The organism is Pseudomonas sp. B37(2017) (genome assembly GCF_002112885.1).
GTDB classification, from domain to species: Bacteria; Pseudomonadota; Gammaproteobacteria; order Pseudomonadales; family Pseudomonadaceae; genus Aquipseudomonas; species Aquipseudomonas paraglycinae.
Genome location: NZ_NEIX01000001.1, coordinates 1,306,354 through 1,321,952, shown reverse-complemented (window position 1 = coordinate 1,321,952; position 15,599 = coordinate 1,306,354). Strand labels below are relative to the sequence as shown.

The window sequence follows — 15,599 nt, the reverse complement described above, 5'->3', positions numbered from 1 at the left end:
GTCACAAGGAAGTATGTCCAGGCCTGAGGGTGAATCGGGTGCGCTCGGCGAAATAAACGCCGGTTATGCGCACTTTCAACTGTCTCGCGCGCTCACTGCACGCGACAACGACGCCAGTCCGCAAGCACTTGCCCGGATCGAACGCTGGCAAAAGGTTCTCGAAAACCTGATGCATGGCCGTGCACTGTATGGCTCGCGGACGCCGTTTGCCGACCTGCCAGAATGGATCACGCTGGAAGTGGCCACTGGCGGCTTTGCAACGGGCAACCTTCTGGCCGGTGGCGAGTTGACCGCTCATGAGCGCCTCTTGGCGTCATCGATTCCCGGCATTCGAGCGGGATACGAACGGCTCGATTTGAATAGGTGGCATCTTTCAGACGAAGGCGTAAGAACGCTGCAAGAGCGATTGACGAACGAAGACTATCGGATCGATGTACCGGAAGAGGCCGCGTTGCTGACAGTGGCCTGGTTTCTGGGGCAACAACGCGTCGAAGAAGCCAGGACGTTGATCGAGCAGATCGCGCCTTTCTTCGAACGAGTGCGTTTCTTTCCCGCGGCAGCCAACGAGCGCCCAGTCTCGATGGCTGAAGTTGAAGTTTTCAATGCTGGTCAAATCAGCCTGCGGCTGTCCGACCTCTTACCCCAGCCTCGTCTTACCGTCCAAAAGCATGTTGTTGAACGCAGGTTGCCCCTCTACGACACGGCGGTCTCGCTGTTCCTGCTGACGTACAACGATGGTTGGCCTTGCAGGTATTACCCTGAAGGCTGGTTCGAGCGCGCTTCGGTGCTCGGTAAAGAATTTGATATCGCCACTGAGGCTGATCCCCGCCGCGCGGGTAACTCCAGTGATCGGGCGGCGGAGTTGCTGGCATTGCTCAAGCAATGCTCTATCGATCCTGCATCGCTAACGGGGCGCCAGGTTGGGCGCATTCGCAGAATCGTCGACGACTTTGTAGCCAAGCATGGACACCCTGAGTCCGAAGAACATTCCAGCAAGCGCGCACAGCAGCGTCATCACGTATCAGCTTCGGCACACCATCTGATTGCCAAGGCTGCTTCCGCGCGACTGGCGAGATATCCAGTCTCGGAAGGCATCTCTGATTTCGCGCCGTTATTGACGCCCATCACCAACGAAGAGGCGAAGGCTTATTCATTGAAGGAGGGGGAGACCATTCCTCCTTCGATTCGTCGACGCCTCGAACGCTGCCGAAAGGGAACGGTTGCAGAGTTGATTGAACATGGGGTCATTACATCCGCAGATACCGTGGCGAAAGTGCTGCCAGCGATGACGGCGCAAATCTGTAGCGCCGGATATCGAGACGTAGCGCTGCGGGCACTGTCTGTCGCAACTTATTGTGCGTTCAGGCGTCGACGCTCTCTATTGCTGCTGAACATGCAGCGTCAGGTGAGAGTCGATGATTTACCTTGGGTGAAAGCCCTGGAGACCGAGTACGAGGCTGGCGCTCTCGCGATTGAAGGTGCCAGACAGGCTTTGGTCGAGGCGTCCGCATTGACCCTTGTTGCATTTCCTCAGGCCATTCTGCCGAACAAGTTGCTTCAGGAGTTTTCCTCGCTTGCCGAATCGGCCAAGCTGGATCTTCCCTTCGTAGAGGAGATCGCGGCTGACATTTTCATGGGCGCTTTCTCCGGCAAGTTCGTGAAGGCTGCCAAGCGTTCAGTCCGTTTGATGGCCGGATCTCTTTACGCACGCTATTACGATATCGATATGGATCAGTTGGTTGCACTACCCAAGCAGCGGAATTCACGAAGCAACAGTGGTGTGCTGGCTGGTTTGTGCGCACGGCGGGCGAATGCCGATATCGGTAGATGGAGCCCGGCGAACAACGGCACGATCATCGAACAGCAACAGATATTGACCACGCAAAACCTGGCAATCCTGTTTGATGATCTGGACCTGAAGACGCTGTTACATGATCGTTTGGGTTCAATGGCCGAGGCATGTTTCAAATGGATATGCAGTCGGCAGCAGATGCAGATCAAGCTCTACCACGCACGTCTGGTCATGTTGAAAAACACAGCGTATGCGTGGCGCCAGATGATTTTTTACCTGTCGATGCTGGATCAGTCCCGGTTGGAAACTGTGCTTGGAAACATTGAAGTGCATTTTGCGGCGCAATCCAGCGCATTTCAGGAGCGATTTCTTCCTGCCATGATCGGGTTGCGCATGGCGGTATCTGGATGTCGGTTGACTTTGGTTCACCAAGAGCGGGAGGGTTGTAAGGTTTTTCTCGGGTGGACCACTGAACGGCACTGGCTGATGCCTTCCTAGATATCGGAAAGCTCCAGGCGTAACGAAAAGCCTGCCTTCAAAAGCAGGCTTTTTGCATTTTCAGAGATGACTTCATTTCAACGCCGCCCGGTCCGCGTACTCACATCCACCCAAACCGCCAACACCAGAATGCTGCCCTTGACGATCATCTGCCAGTAACTGTCGACGTCGAGCATGGACATGCCGTTGTCCAGGCTGGTGATGACCAGCGCGCCGAGGAGGGCGCCATAGACTGTGCCGGAACCGCCGCGCATCGAGGTGCCACCGATGAAGCAGGCGGCGATGGCGTCGAGTTCGCCCATGCTGCCGGCCGAGGGGGAGCCGGCGGCCAGGCGCGCGGTGTTGACCACGCCGGCGAGGGCGCACATCACGCCCATGATCCCGAAAATCCAGAGTTTCACGGCCTGCACATTGATACCGGACAGGCGCGTCGCTTCCATGTTGCTGCCCACCGAATAGACACGTCGGCCGAACACGGTCTGGCTGGTCACGTAGCTGAATCCGCCCAATAGAATCAACAGAAGCAGGACCGGCACGGGAATGCCGTCATAGCTGTTGAGGGTCTGGACAAACCCGGCCAGCACCGCGCCGATCAACAACACGCGTGCCACGTCACGCACCAGTGAGTGTGCCGCCAGGCCGTGAAGGGCGCGATTGCGCCGTTGTTTCCAGGTCAGGAACAACGTCAGTGCGAACAGCAGGACACCCAGACCCGCGCCGATCGTATGCGGCAGATAACCCTGGCCAATGTAGACGAGTTCCGGCGACACCGGAGCGATGGTGGTGCCTCCGGTGATTCCCAGCAAAATCCCCCGGAACGCCAACATCCCGCCCAGCCCCACGATAAATGACGGAATGCGCAGGTACGCAGCCATGTAACCGTTGGCGAGGCCGATCAGCAGTCCGCACACCACCACAAGGCTCAGGTTTGCCAGCAGCGGTACGTGATAGACAACGTCGAGAATGGCTGCCACGCCACCGAGCAGGCCCAGCAATGAGCCGACCGACAGATCGATCTCGCCGCTGATGATGACCAGCACCATGCCGCAGGCGAGGATCCCGGTGATGGACATCTGGCGCAGCAGGTTGGAGAGGTTGCGCGGTGTCAGGAATCCGCCCTCGGTCTGCCAGCTGAAGAACAGCCAGATCAGCGCCACGGCAAACACCAGTGCGAGCATCTTGTAGCGGGTGAAAAGTTGTTTGACCTGATTCATTTACGCGGATTTCCGATCTTTATTGTTATGGCTGTCAGGCTGGCTGAGTGCCGCGGCAAGCACCTGTTCCTGAGTGAGTTCATGGTTGATGAAATCGCCCTGCAACCGGCCTTCGCCGATCACCAGTACGCGGTCGGAAACGCCGAGCACTTCGGCCAGTTCCGAAGAGACCATGATGATCGACACGCCTTCGGCGGCCAGCATCCCCATCAACTTGTAGATCTCGTACTTGGCGCCGACATCCACCCCTCGGGTCGGCTCGTCGAGAATCAGCACCCGGGGCCTGGTCAGCAGCATCTTCGCCAACACGGCTTTCTGTTGATTGCCTCCGGACAGGCTGGTGATCGGCAGGAACGGGCTCGCGGTCTTAAGGTGCAGGCGCGAAATTTCCCGATCGATGCTGCCCAGTTCGGCTTCGGCGTCGATGCGGGTCCGTTTCGAGAAGCTGTCCAGTACGGCCAGGGTGATGTTCTGGCCGACGCCCAGGTCGGGAATGATCCCCTGACGCTTGCGGTCTTCGGGCACCAGGCACACGCCGGCGCGGATTGATTTGAGCGGCGTGCGGGTGTCTATGGGTTGACCATCCAGCCAGACTTCGCCTTCGTGGCGACCGGGGTAGGCGCCGAACAGCGCGGTCACAAGCTCCGTGCGACCAGCACCGACCAGCCCGGCTATGCCGAGGATTTCCCCGCGTTTGAGGCTGAACGAAATGTCGTCGACCCGTTTGCGTTTGGGGTTGTCGACGTCGTAGCAGGTGATGTGGCGCGCCTCGAAAATCACCTCGCCGATGTCGTGTGGTTCGGTGGGGTAGAGGTTGCTCATTTCCCGGCCGACCATCTGGGTAATGATCTGTGGAATATCCATGTTTTCCATGGCGGTCGTGGCGATGTGTTTACCGTCGCGGATGACCGAAATGGTGTCACACACGGCGGCCACTTCATCGAGCTTGTGGGAGATGTAGACGCAGGCGACGCCCTTGGCCTTGAGGTCGCGGATGATGTCCAGCAACACCTCGATTTCCGAACGGGTCAGGGCTGATGACGGCTCGTCGAGGATCAGCAGGCGTGCCTGCTTGTTCAGGGCCTTGGCGATTTCCACCAGTTGCTGATAACCGCCGCCGTACTGCGAAACCGGCAGTGACACGTTCATGTCCGGCACTTTCAGTTCACGCATCAGGGCTTCGGCGCGGTGGATCATTGCCGGGTAATTCATCCGCCCACCTGGCAGCGTCAGCTCATGGCCCATGAAAATGTTTTCGGCCACCGAAAGGTCGGGAACCAGCGTCAGTTCCTGGTGAATGATGACGATGCCGGCGGCTTCCGTTTCGCTGATCGATTGCGCCTTGAGCGGTTGACTGTCCCAGAGGATTTCACCGTCCCAGGTGCCATGGGGATAAACCGCAGACAGGATTTTCATCAGCGTGGACTTGCCGGCGCCATTCTCGCCGCACAGCCCGACGCATTCACCCGGCCGGACCTTGAGGTCGATGCCGTTGAGCGCTTTGACACCGCCGAAGGTTTTGACGATGCCGTTCATTTGCAACAGGTAGTCGGACATGGAGAGGGCTCATATAACAAAGACTCACATGGCACTGATCTTTGTGGGAGCGAGCTTGCTCGCGAAGGCGTCGGCACATTCAAACGCGATGCAGGCTGAACCACCGTTTTCGCGAGCAAGCTCGCTCCCACAAAAGGTTTCGCATAACCAGGGATTGATGCCTTTGTTACTTTCCGGCGAGCTGCGCCTTGGTATAGAAGCCGTCCTGTTCCAGCAGGTCGATGTTGTCCTTGGTCAACGGAGTCGGGGTGAGCAGGATGGTGTCGACTTTTTTGCTGCCGTTGTCGTACTGCGAGCTGTACGCGGGTTTCTCGTTGCGCGCCAGTTGCACCGAGAGTTTGGCGGCTTCGGAGGCAATCAGTTTCAGCGGTTTGTAGACCGTCATGGTTTGCGTGCCGGAGATCACCCGCTTGACCGCTGCCAGGTCCGCGTCCTGTCCGGAGATCGGCACCTTGCCGGCCAGTTGCTGAGCCGCCAGGGCCTGAATGGCGCCGCCGGCCGTGGCGTCGTTGGAGGCGACGATGCCGTCGATTTTGTTGTCGTTGCGGGTCAAGGCGTTTTCAACAATGCTCAGCGCCTCGGTAGGGTTCCATTCCTTCACCCATTGCTGGCCGACGATCTTGATATCCCCCTTGTCGATGGCCGGTTGCAGCACTTTCATCTGACCTTCACGCAGGACTTTCGCGTTGTTGTCGGTGGGCGCACCACCCAGCAGGAAGTAATTACCCTTGGGCGCTGCGTGCAGCACGCCGCTGGCCTGCATCTCGCCGACTTTTTCGTTATCGAAGGAGATGTAGGCGTCGATATCGGCGTTGAGTATCAGGCGGTCATAGGACACGACCTTGATCCCGGCTTTCTTCGCTTCGGCCACCGCATTGGTCAGCACGGTAGCGTTGAACGGCACAATGACGATGACATCGACGCCACGGGAAATGAGGTTTTCGATTTGCGAAATCTGCTTCTGCTCGTTGGCATCGGCCGACTGCACGAAGACCTTGGCGTCCATTTTTTCCGCCGCTGCAACGAAGTAATCGCGGTCACGGGACCAGCGCTCCAGCCGCAGGTCGTCAATGGAGAAGCCGATTTTCGGGTGGGCAGCGTCGGCCATAACCGGCAGCGAAAGCAACGCCAGGGCGCCGGCAAACAGCGTGCGTTTTACGTTCTTCATGGTGGTGCGTCCTTTTATTTTTGTTTGAAAGACACGGCCTGACGATGAATATCGGGCTGGTGGAACTGTAGAGAATCAGCTGACGCAACGGACTACAGATTTGTCGCGCAAATGTCACAGCGCCCGCAGTCCTCGTTGGCGATCAGCGATAGATGAAACGGTTGACGACGTTTTCGAGCATTTCCTGCCGGCCACTGACGGCTTGCGGATTCAGTTCGTTGGCGAAGGCGTGCTCGGCCAGTGACTGGAGATTGAACTCGCCTTCCAGAACTGCCTGGCCGAACGGCTGCTGCCAACCGGCGTAGCGTTGATCCTTGAGTCGTTGAAGCTGGTCGTTCTGGACCATGGCGGCGGCCCGCTCGAGCGACAGGGCGAGGACGTCCATGGCGCCGACGTGACCGTGAAACAGATCGGTCTCATCGAGGCTTTGGCGGCGCACCTTGGAGTCGAAGTTGAACCCGCCATTGCCGAACCCGCCGGCCTTGAGGATTTCATAAGTGACGAGGGTCATTTCCTCGACGCTGTTGGGGAACTGATCGGTGTCCCAGCCGTTTTGCGGATCGCCCCGGTTGGCGTCGATGCTGCCGAAAATCCCCAGCGAGACGGCCGTCGCTACCTCGTGATGGAAACTATGACCGGCCAGGGTCGCGTGGTTGGCCTCGATGTTGACCTTGATTTCCTTTTCCAGACCGAACTGCTGGAGAAAACCGAACACCGTGGCGCTGTCGTAATCGTACTGGTGCTTAGTTGGCTCCTGCGGTTTGGGTTCGATCAGCAGGTCACCTTTGAAGCCGATCTTGTACTTGTGCTCGACCACCATGCGCATGAAGCGACCCAGTTGTTCGCGCTCGCGTTTCAAGTCGGTGTTGAGCAGGGTTTCGTAGCCTTCGCGACCGCCCCACAACACATAGTTGGAGCCCTTGAGGCGTTGAGTCGCGTTCATGGCGCTGAAGACCTGGGCGGCGGCGCAGGCGAACACTTCAGGATCCGGGTTGCTGGCGGCACCGGCGGCAAAGCGCGGATTGCTGAAACAGTTGGCGGTGCCCCACAGCAGCTTGATTCCGCTTTCTTCCTGATGGCGTTCCAGGTGATCGACCATTTGGGCGAAGTGGTTGCGGTACTCCTTCAGCGAGTGGCCTTCGGGGGCGACATCCGTGTCGTGAAAGCAGTAGTAATCGATACCCAGCTTGGAGAAAAACTCGAACGCGGCCTCCGCCTTGCCGATGGCCAGCTCCATCGGGTCACCGGCGTGTTGCCATGGGCGCTTGAACGTCCCTGCACCGAACACGTCGGAGCCAGGCCAGACAAAGGTGTGCCAATAACAGGCGGCCATGCGCAGGTGTTCGCGCATGGGCTTGCCAAGGATGATCTTGTCGGCGTCGTAGTGACGGAAGGCAAGGGGAGAATCGCTGGCAGGACCTTCGTAGCGAATCCGGTCGACATCGGGGAAGTACGGCATTGGCAATGTCCTTGTTGTTCTTGGTTGTTGTTCTCGGTTGTTGTTCTTGGGGCGTGTCCCGATACTAGCAACGGCCCTGTGCCTGCCGATTACGAAAATCACCAACACGGAGTGCGATTTTGCGTATTGAGATTCACCCTCTGCGCGCCTAGTCTGTGCAAACCGCCTCTACGGCAAGGGGCCCGGAACAAGCCTGAAAACAATGAAAACCGTACCGCCGGTTCACCGCATCGCCCTGTTGTTCAATGGGAGCAAGATCTATGACCGCGGCATCATCAGCGGCATCGGCAACTACCTGAGCAGCACGCGCGCGTCCTGGGATCTGTTCCTGGAAGAGGATTTTCTCTGCCGGTTGAAAGGCATTGAGCGCTGGCAGGGTGACGGGATCATCGCCGACTTCGACGATCCGCTGATTGGCGAGGCGCTGGCCGACATCAAGATGCCCGTGGTGGCGGTGGGCGGTTCTTATCAGGATGAGCGGGCCTATCCCAAAGGCATCCCGTACGTCGCGACCGATAACAACGCGCTGATCACCATGGCTTATGAGCACTTGATCGAGGCCGGGCTGCAACGGTTTGCCTGCTTCAGCCTGCCCGAAGCGCAGGCGAACCGATGGGCCCAGGAGCGCGAAAAGGCTTTTCTAAAATTGATGCAGCGGGACGGTTTGCACGCCGAGGTCTACCGCGGCATGGGGACCAGCGCGCCGCTGTGGGACAGCGCCGTCGAACAGCTGATCGCCTGGCTTCAGAGCCTGCCTAAGCCGATTGGCATCATCGCGGTCAGTGACGCCCGCGCCCGGCAGTTGCTGCAAGCTTGCCTGACCGCCGGAATCGCGGTTCCGGAGCAGGTGGCGTTGATCGGCATCGACAACGACCCGCTGACCCGCAGCCTGACACGGGTCCCGCTGAGTTCGGTGATCCAGGGCACCGAAACCATGGGCCGCACCGCCGCGCAACTGCTGCACCAGATGCTCCACGGTAAACCGTCAACGGGAGCGCATTTCCTGATCCCGCCTGAAGCGATCAACGTCCAGGTGTCGAGCTTGCATCAACCTTTGGGCAACCCCTACGTCATGCAGGCGCTGCTGTTCATCCGCCAATATGCCTGTCAGGGCATCAAGACCGCGCAAGTGGCGGCTTATGTCGGCGTGTCGCGTTCCTCGCTGGAGTCGCACTTTCGCGCGGTGCGTGGTTGCAGCGTGCATGACGAGATTCTGCGTTTCAAACTGGCGGCGGCCACTCGCGGGCTGGAAAAAACCGACACGGCGATTGCGGACGTTGCCCGCACGTGCGGTTTCAAATCCGCGCAGTATCTGCACACGGTGTTTCGCCGAGAGTTCGGGTGTACGCCCCGTGAATATCAGCAGGGCGCCAGATAGATGGCCACTCAAAAGCGATCCAGCCGATAGGGCTCACTCGACGGTAGAGTACGAGCCGCGTCCTGCGCCGATGGCAAAACCATCCCCCTAACCATCTCCGCCGTCACCGCCGCCTGCGTCAGCCCCAGGTGCTGATGCCCAAACGCAAGCAGCACTTTCCCGTCACACACCCGATCAATCACCGGCAACGAATCCGGCAGCGACGGCCGAAACCCCATCCACGGTGTGGCTGCCTCGGTGTTCAGATCTTCACGAAACAACCCCTTGCTCAACCGATGCAACTGCCAGGCTCGGGCCATGGTCGGCGGGGCGTCGAGGCCGGCGAATTCGACGGTGCCGGCCAGGCGCAGGCCTTCGGACATCGGGGTCATGATGAATTTGCGTTCCAGCGAGGTGACGGGGAAGGGCAGTCGGTTGTGTTCGTGAGGCAGCATCAAGTGATAGCCGCGCTCGGTGTCCAGCGGGACGTTTTTGCCGGTCAGTGCGGCGGTGAGTTTTGCCGAGTGGGCGCCGCAGGCGATCAATACCTGGCGAGCTGACAGTGTGCCGGTTCCGGTCATCAGATTGACGCCGTGCTCATGCAGTTGCCCGCCCTGAACCGCCTGCTTTACAAACTGCACGCCGCTGGCTTTCGCCGCTTCCACCAACTCACGCACGACGCGGTAGGGATCGATGAAATGCCCGGTGTTCGGAAAAAACAGTCCGCCCTGAATCTGTTCGCTGAGTTGCGGCGCGGTCTCGCGTATCGCACCGGCCTGCCACCAATCGACCGGCACCTGCTGCTGTTGCATGCGTCGCTGCAATGCTTCGAGGGCCGGACGCGAGTCGGGGCGTTCGAACACCAGCAGCGAACCTTCCATCTTCAGCAGGTCGGGCCGCTGAATGTCATTGAGCAAGCGGTGCCAGGCGTCGAGCGAGCTTTCATTGAGGGCCCGCAACCCGGCGACGGTGCGCTGGAACGGCGCCGAGCGCAGGTTCAGCAACAGCCGCGTAAACCAGGGCAGGGCGCGAGGCAGGTATTTCCAGTCCAGGCGCAGCGGACCCATCGGGTCCATGAGCATGGCCGGCAGGCGTTTGAGGATCGAGCTGTCGGCAATCGGAAACACTTGCTCGGTCGCCAGGTGCCCGGCGTTGCCGAACGAGGCGCCGTGGCCCGGTTCCTGAGGGTCGATCACCACCACCCGCAAGCCCTGACGTGCCAGGCGCAGGGCACTGGCGACGCCGATGATGCCGGCGCCGACCACGGCGATGTCGTGCGGGTTATTCGGCATTTTTTGCGGTTTCCCTTTGGCCATCGAGCAAGCGACGCAGCGACAGTGGGTTGGTGTGTTTGAGCGCGGTCGGCAGCAGGCTGTCGGGGAAATCCTGATAGCAGACCGGGCGCAGGAAACGCAGGATCGCCGCCGTGCCCACCGACGTGGTGCGCGAATCGGAAGTGGCCGGGAACGGCCCGCCATGCACCATCGCATCGCAGACTTCCACGCCGGTCGGCCAGCCGTTGACCAGCAAACGTCCGGCCTTGCGCTCCAGGGTTGGCAGCAATGCTCGGGCCTGTTGCAGATCCTCGTCATCCAGGTGCAGCGTCGCGGTCAGTTGGCCTTCCAGCTGTTCGAGCACCTGACGGATTTCAGCGTCGCTGGCGCATTGCACGATCACGGACGCGGCGCCGAAGGCTTCGGCCTGCAACGAATGATCAGCGAGGAAGTCGGCGGCGTCGGTGACGAACACATGGGCCTGGCCCTGATTCGGTTCCGTCGCTCGCTGGCCGACGGCGGCAATGCGCGCCCGGGCATTTTCCGCGAGGGCATTCACGCTGGATTCGTAGGCGTTGAAGATCCCCGGCGTCAGCATGGTCTGCGCGGGGCTGCGCTGGATCAGTTCGGTGGTGGCGCCAATGAAGGCGTCCAGCGCTTGGCTCTTAAGGGCGATGACCAAACCAGGATTGGTGCAGAACTGACCCGCGCCCAATGTCAGCGAAGCCACAAAACCTTGGGCCAATGCCTCGGCGCGATTCTGCAACGCTGCCGGAAACAGCAACACCGGGTTGATCGAACTCATTTCCGCGTACACCGGAATCGGCTCGGGCCGGGCTTGAGCCGCTTTGATCAGCGCGAGCCCGCCACTGCGCGAACCGGTGAAGCCCACAGCCTTGATCCGTGTATCGCTGACCAGCGCAATCCCCACTTCACGCCCGGAGCCGTACAACAACGAGAACACACCTTCCGGCAAACCACAGGCCTTGACCGCCCGCGCTACGGCGCGACCAACCAGCTCGCTGGTGCCGGGATGGGCGCCGTGGGCCTTGACGATCACCGGGCAACCGGCAGCCAGCGCCGATGCGGTATCGCCACCGGCCACCGAGAACGCCAGTGGAAAGTTGCTCGCGCCAAACACGGCCACCGGGCCCAGTGGAATCTGCCGCTGACGCAGGTCCGAACGCGGCATTGGCTGGCGTTGCGGTTGCGCTGTATCGACTCGCACATCCAGCCATTCACCGGCCCGCACGGTGCGGGCAAACAAGCGCAGTTGCTGGCAGGTGCGACCCCGTTCCCCCAGCAGGCGCGGGCGCGGCAGGCCGGTTTCGGCCATGGCGCGGTCGATCAGTTCGTCGCCGAGGGCTTCGATTTCGCCCGCGATGGTTTCAATGAATTCAGCCCGCGCCTCAAGCGATGTCTCGCGATAACGGTCGAGCGCCGCCCAGGCCAGTGCGCAGGCCTGCTCGACATGTTCGGCAGAGCCGCCGGCGTAGGCCGGTTGCAAAGGCGAGTTTGTAGCGGGGTTGATTCCGTGGATGACGTCGCGGTCGCCGGTGAGGGTTTGCTGACCGATCAGCAGTTGGCCCGTCAGAGTCATGGCGCATTCCTTATCAATAAAACAGGTCACGAAAAGGCCCGCTGCCGTGGATGGCAGCGGGCTGGAGCGCAGCGGCAGGTCAGGCGAAGTTCTGTTCCGCCGACCAGTTTTCGTACCAGTGACGGAACAGTGTGTACTGGGCTTCTGCGTAACGACGCTGGGAGTCGCTGAGGGCGTCGGTTTCGTTGAAATGCAGGGTGTATTCCTTGTCGCCGTTGAGCACCATCAGGTGTTTGTAATACAGCACCAGATCCGCGCCTTCGTCGAAGGAGGACAGCACCGCCAACGCCGATTCCAGCTCGCGGGCCTGACGTCGGGCCTTGGCGTCACCCTTGGCCGCCTGCTTGCTCAGGGCCACCAGTTGCAGCACTTCGCGGGGCAGGGCGTTGCCGATCCCGGTGATGGCGCCGGTGGCGTTGCAGTTGACGAAGCCGTGCACAACCTGGGTGTCGACACCGACCATCAGGGTCACGTCATCGTCCTTGGAGGTGATGTTTTCAGCGGCGTAGCGCAGGTCGGCACCACCGCCGAACTCCTTGAAGCCGATCAGGTTCGGGTATTCACGGCGCAGTTCGAAGAACAGGTCGGCGCGGGTGGCGAAGCCGTAGTAAGGGCTGTTATAGATCACCGCCGGCAGGTTCGGAGCGGCTTGCAGAATCGCCGCGAAGTGGGCTTTTTGCGCCGCCGCCGAAGCACCACGGGACAGCACCCGAGGAATCACCATCAAACCCTGCGCGCCGACTTCCGCCGCATGGGCCGCGTGGGACACCGCTTCACGGGTGTTGACCGCGCCGGTGCCGACGATGGTCGGAATCCCGGCCGCCACCAGCCGCGCCACGCCTTCCTGACGCTCGGCTTCGGTGAGCAACGGCCAGTCGCCCATGGAGCCGCAATACACGACGGCGCTCATGCCGATGTCGATCAGCTCGCGACCCTTGGCCACCAGTGCATCGAAGTCCGGTTTGCGCGCGGCGGTGCACGGAGTCATCAGGGCGGGCATGCAGCCGGTGAAGATGTTGTCGCTCATTATTGTTCTCCTTGGAACGGTCATTCAGAGGGGTTTGAAAAAACAGCGCAGCGGCTCAGATGCCCCACGCGAACGGATCGGTTTCGTCGATCAGCAACGTGCTGTCGGCGGTCATGTGGGCGCGGCCGGTGATGTAGGGGCGGATGCGTTCGCCTTCCCATTCATAGCGGCCTTCAAACTGGCTGCCGGTGATGCTCGCCTGCACCCAGCGCTCGCCGGGGGCGAGTTTTTCGTCGGCGGCCAGGCACGCCAGTTTGGCGCTGGTGCCGGTGCCGCAAGGGGAGCGGTCGTAGGCTTTGCCGGGGCACATGACGAAGTTGCGGCTGTCGGCCTCTGTGTCATCGGCGAACAGTTCGATGTGGTCGATGACCGCGCCGTCCTCGCCATGGATGCCTTGGTCTTCGAGGGCCTTGAGCATTTTCCAGGTGAGGTCGGTCAGGGTTTCGACGTTGTCCATCGTCAGCGTCTGGCCGTGTTCGGAGACCAGGAAAAACCAGTTGCCGCCGTAGGCGACGTCACCGAGGAAACGGCCGTATCCCGGCACTTCCACCGCCACCTGCTTACGGAATCGATAAGCCGGCACGTTGCCCAGAGTCACGGCGCCGTCTTCATGCAGCGTGGCGCTGACCGGGCCGACCGGCGTGTCGATCTTGTGCACGCCCGGTGCGATCAGCCCCAGGTGTTGCAGCGATGCAACGAGGCCGATGGTGCCGTGGCCGCACATGCCGAGGTAACCGGCGTTGTTGAAGAAAATCACGCCGCAGGTGGCGTCCGGCGACACCGGCTCGCAATACAGCGCGCCCACCAGCACATCGTTGCCGCGCGGTTCCAGCAGGCAGGCGCGGCGCCACTGATCGTGCTGGTTGCGCAGGGCGTCGCGCTTCTCGGTCATGGTGCGACCGGGCAAGTCGGGAAAACCTTTCATCACCAGACGTGTGGGTTCGCCGCCGGTGTGGGAATCAATGACGTGTACTCGTTTCATGGACAGATCCCGTTAAGTGATTTCAGTAAGCGCCGGCAGTGCGCGGGTTGGCGGCGGAGGCAGGGGACGGCGAAGCGACTTCGCTTTCATCCTCTTCCGACTCCAGGCGCAGCAGGTGTGCCGGTACGCCGGTGGCCGCGCCCCAGTAATAAATGCCCATCGCACAGGCGGCGACGACCAGGGTGTCGAACGGATGGGTGAGGATGCCCAGGCCGCCGAAGGTGCCGAGTTTCGACAGGACGATGGTCACCGCGTAGAAGGCGATCAGCCACGCGGACGAGCGCACTTGCCGGGACAGGCTGAGGTGGGCGGTCGGCACGAAGCGACCGCAGAGCAGGTAGACGACGAACATCAGGATTTGCAGGCCGAGCAACCAGGACACGGTGTTCCAGCCCGACCAGTAAACGATCAGCGCAGCGATGATGAACGACACCGGCCCCAGCACGCCCATGCACTTGACCCGGAACGGGCGCGGCATGTCGGGTGCATTGCGACGCAGCGCGGCGACGGTCACCGGGGCGACGGCATAGCTCAGCACCAGCGCGGCGGACACCACGTTGATCAGCGCTTCCCAGGACGGGAACGGCAGGGTCCAGAACACCGACAGGGCGAAGGTCAGCCACAGCGCCGGACGCGGGATGCCGGACTTCGCGTCGATGTGGGTGAAGACCTTGAAGAACGTGCCGGTCTGCGCCCAGCCGTAGATCACCCGCGGTGTGGCGTTCATGTAGATGTTGCCGCAGCCGCTGGGGGAGATCACCGCATCCGCCACCACCAGATACGCCAGCCAGCCCACGCCCAGCGCCAGGGCGATGTCGCGGTACGGCAGGGCGAATTCCTTGGAAACCCCGGCCCAGCCATTGGCGAGCAATTCGGTCGGGATTCCGCCGAGGAACGCGGTTTGCAGCAACACGTAGATCGCGGTGGAGAGCAGCACCGACAGGATCAGCGCGATCGGAATCGTGCGTTGGGGATTTTTCACTTCGCTGGCCACCGAGATGATCGGGGTCAGGCCGAGGTAGGCGAAGATCACGCCGCCGGCGGAGACGGCCATCTCGATGCCCGAAAGCCCGAAGGGCGCGAAACCTTGAATCTGAAAGTTTTCCGGTTTGAAGAAGGTGAACAGCACGCCGATCACCAGCAGCGGCACGATGAACTTGAACACGCTGACCAGATTGTTGGCTTTGGCGAAGGTCTTCACGCTGCGGTAGTTGAGCAGGAAGAACACGCACAGCAGGCCGAACTGCACCAGCCAGCCGAGCAGGGTCGGGTCACCGCTGCCGGCCTTGGTCAGGCTCGGAAACCAGGCCGCCGCGTATTGGCGCGAGGCAACCACCTCGATCGCCACCAGACTGGAAAACGCGATCAACGTGATGAAACCCATCAGGTAACCGAGCAGCGGCCCGTGGCTGTAAACCGGGTAGCGCACCACACCGCCAGCGCGGGGCAATGCCGCGCCCAGTTCGCAGTAGACGATGCCCAGCAGCAACACGGCGAACCCGCCCAGCAACCAGGAAAAAATCCCCGCCGGCCCGGCAATTGCCGAGACGTGACTGGCCGCGAACAACCAGCCGGAACCGAAGATCGCCCCCAGCCCGATAAAGGTGAGGTCGATCAATGAAAGTTGTTTTTTGAACTTGCCTTGGCCTGACATGGCATCGCCTTCTTGTG

At 60.9% G+C, this 15,599-nt stretch carries 11 protein-coding genes; 2 read left to right on the top strand and 9 right to left on the bottom strand.

Annotated elements, in window-relative coordinates:
* Window positions 1-13 precede the first annotated feature (13 nt).
* Window positions 14-2,290 carry a hypothetical protein gene (locus CAF90_RS06010; RefSeq protein WP_085604863.1) on the top strand — a complete coding sequence of 759 codons (2,277 nt, stop codon included), beginning with the start codon at window positions 14-16 and terminating at the stop codon, window positions 2,288-2,290.
* Between the two features lie 77 nt (window positions 2,291-2,367).
* Here CAF90_RS06010 and CAF90_RS06005 read toward each other — a convergent pair whose 3' ends face one another.
* The 4 genes from CAF90_RS06005 to xylA all read right to left on the bottom strand — a co-directional run bounded on the left by CAF90_RS06005 (window position 2,368) and on the right by xylA (window position 7,688).
* Window positions 2,368-3,504, bottom strand: a complete 1,137-nt coding sequence (locus CAF90_RS06005) for a sugar ABC transporter permease (protein WP_085604860.1) — start codon at window positions 3,502-3,504, stop codon at window positions 2,368-2,370.
* Window positions 3,505-5,061: a D-xylose ABC transporter ATP-binding protein gene (gene xylG / locus CAF90_RS06000; RefSeq protein ID WP_085604857.1), complete on the bottom strand. Its 1,557-nt coding sequence runs from the start codon at window positions 5,059-5,061 to the stop codon at window positions 3,505-3,507.
* A 166-nt stretch (window positions 5,062-5,227) separates the two neighbouring features.
* Complete coding sequence (gene xylF, locus CAF90_RS05995) at window positions 5,228-6,229, bottom strand: D-xylose ABC transporter substrate-binding protein (RefSeq protein WP_007958130.1); 1,002 nt, start codon at window positions 6,227-6,229, stop codon at window positions 5,228-5,230.
* Window positions 6,230-6,371: 142 nt separating this feature from the next.
* The gene (gene xylA, locus CAF90_RS05990) at window positions 6,372-7,688 is read right to left on the bottom strand and encodes a xylose isomerase (RefSeq protein ID WP_085604854.1); all 1,317 of its coding nucleotides are present in this window, start codon (window positions 7,686-7,688) and stop codon (window positions 6,372-6,374) included.
* Between the two features lie 202 nt (window positions 7,689-7,890).
* Here xylA and CAF90_RS05985 point away from each other — a divergent pair, with 202 nt between their 5' ends.
* Window positions 7,891-9,066 (top strand): XylR family transcriptional regulator, encoded by a 1,176-nt coding sequence (locus CAF90_RS05985; protein WP_007958127.1) that lies wholly within the window; start codon window positions 7,891-7,893, stop codon window positions 9,064-9,066.
* An 8-nt stretch (window positions 9,067-9,074) separates the two neighbouring features.
* Here the strand turns inward: CAF90_RS05985 and CAF90_RS05980 are convergent, their stop codons facing one another.
* The 5 genes from CAF90_RS05980 to CAF90_RS05960 form a co-directional block, all read right to left on the bottom strand.
* Window positions 9,075-10,337: an FAD-binding oxidoreductase gene (locus CAF90_RS05980; RefSeq protein WP_085604851.1), complete on the bottom strand. Its 1,263-nt coding sequence runs from the start codon at window positions 10,335-10,337 to the stop codon at window positions 9,075-9,077.
* Window positions 10,327-11,919 (bottom strand): aldehyde dehydrogenase (NADP(+)), encoded by a 1,593-nt coding sequence (locus CAF90_RS05975; protein WP_085604848.1) that lies wholly within the window; start codon window positions 11,917-11,919, stop codon window positions 10,327-10,329. Before CAF90_RS05975 ends, CAF90_RS05980 begins: the two co-directional genes overlap by 11 nt.
* 79 nt (window positions 11,920-11,998) lie before the next feature.
* Complete coding sequence (locus CAF90_RS05970; protein ID WP_085604845.1) at window positions 11,999-12,946, bottom strand: dihydrodipicolinate synthase family protein; 948 nt, start codon at window positions 12,944-12,946, stop codon at window positions 11,999-12,001.
* A 55-nt stretch (window positions 12,947-13,001) separates the two neighbouring features.
* Window positions 13,002-13,928 carry a 4-hydroxyproline epimerase gene (locus tag CAF90_RS05965; protein ID WP_085604842.1) on the bottom strand — a complete coding sequence of 309 codons (927 nt, stop codon included), beginning with the start codon at window positions 13,926-13,928 and terminating at the stop codon, window positions 13,002-13,004.
* A gap of 22 nt (window positions 13,929-13,950) precedes the next feature.
* Window positions 13,951-15,582: an APC family permease gene (locus CAF90_RS05960; protein WP_085604839.1), complete on the bottom strand. Its 1,632-nt coding sequence runs from the start codon at window positions 15,580-15,582 to the stop codon at window positions 13,951-13,953.
* Between the last annotated feature and the right edge of the window lie 17 nt (window positions 15,583-15,599).

Bases quoted from the DNA above. Each gene is read 5' to 3' on its own strand.
- CAF90_RS06010 (WP_085604863.1), top strand. From the start codon at position 14: ATGTCCAGGCCTGAGGGTGAATCGGGTGCGCTCGGCGAAATAAACGCC.
- CAF90_RS06005 (WP_085604860.1), bottom strand. From the start codon at position 3,504: ATGAATCAGGTCAAACAACTTTTCACCCGCTACAAGATGCTCGCACTG.
- xylG (WP_085604857.1), bottom strand. From the start codon at position 5,061: ATGTCCGACTACCTGTTGCAAATGAACGGCATCGTCAAAACCTTCGGC.
- xylF (WP_007958130.1), bottom strand. From the start codon at position 6,229: ATGAAGAACGTAAAACGCACGCTGTTTGCCGGCGCCCTGGCGTTGCTT.
- xylA (WP_085604854.1), bottom strand. From the start codon at position 7,688: ATGCCGTACTTCCCCGATGTCGACCGGATTCGCTACGAAGGTCCTGCC.
- CAF90_RS05985 (WP_007958127.1), top strand. From the start codon at position 7,891: ATGAAAACCGTACCGCCGGTTCACCGCATCGCCCTGTTGTTCAATGGG.
- CAF90_RS05980 (WP_085604851.1), bottom strand. From the start codon at position 10,337: ATGCCGAATAACCCGCACGACATCGCCGTGGTCGGCGCCGGCATCATC.
- CAF90_RS05975 (WP_085604848.1), bottom strand. From the start codon at position 11,919: ATGACTCTGACGGGCCAACTGCTGATCGGTCAGCAAACCCTCACCGGC.
- CAF90_RS05970 (WP_085604845.1), bottom strand. From the start codon at position 12,946: ATGAGCGACAACATCTTCACCGGCTGCATGCCCGCCCTGATGACTCCG.
- CAF90_RS05965 (WP_085604842.1), bottom strand. From the start codon at position 13,928: ATGAAACGAGTACACGTCATTGATTCCCACACCGGCGGCGAACCCACA.
- CAF90_RS05960 (WP_085604839.1), bottom strand. From the start codon at position 15,582: ATGTCAGGCCAAGGCAAGTTCAAAAAACAACTTTCATTGATCGACCTC.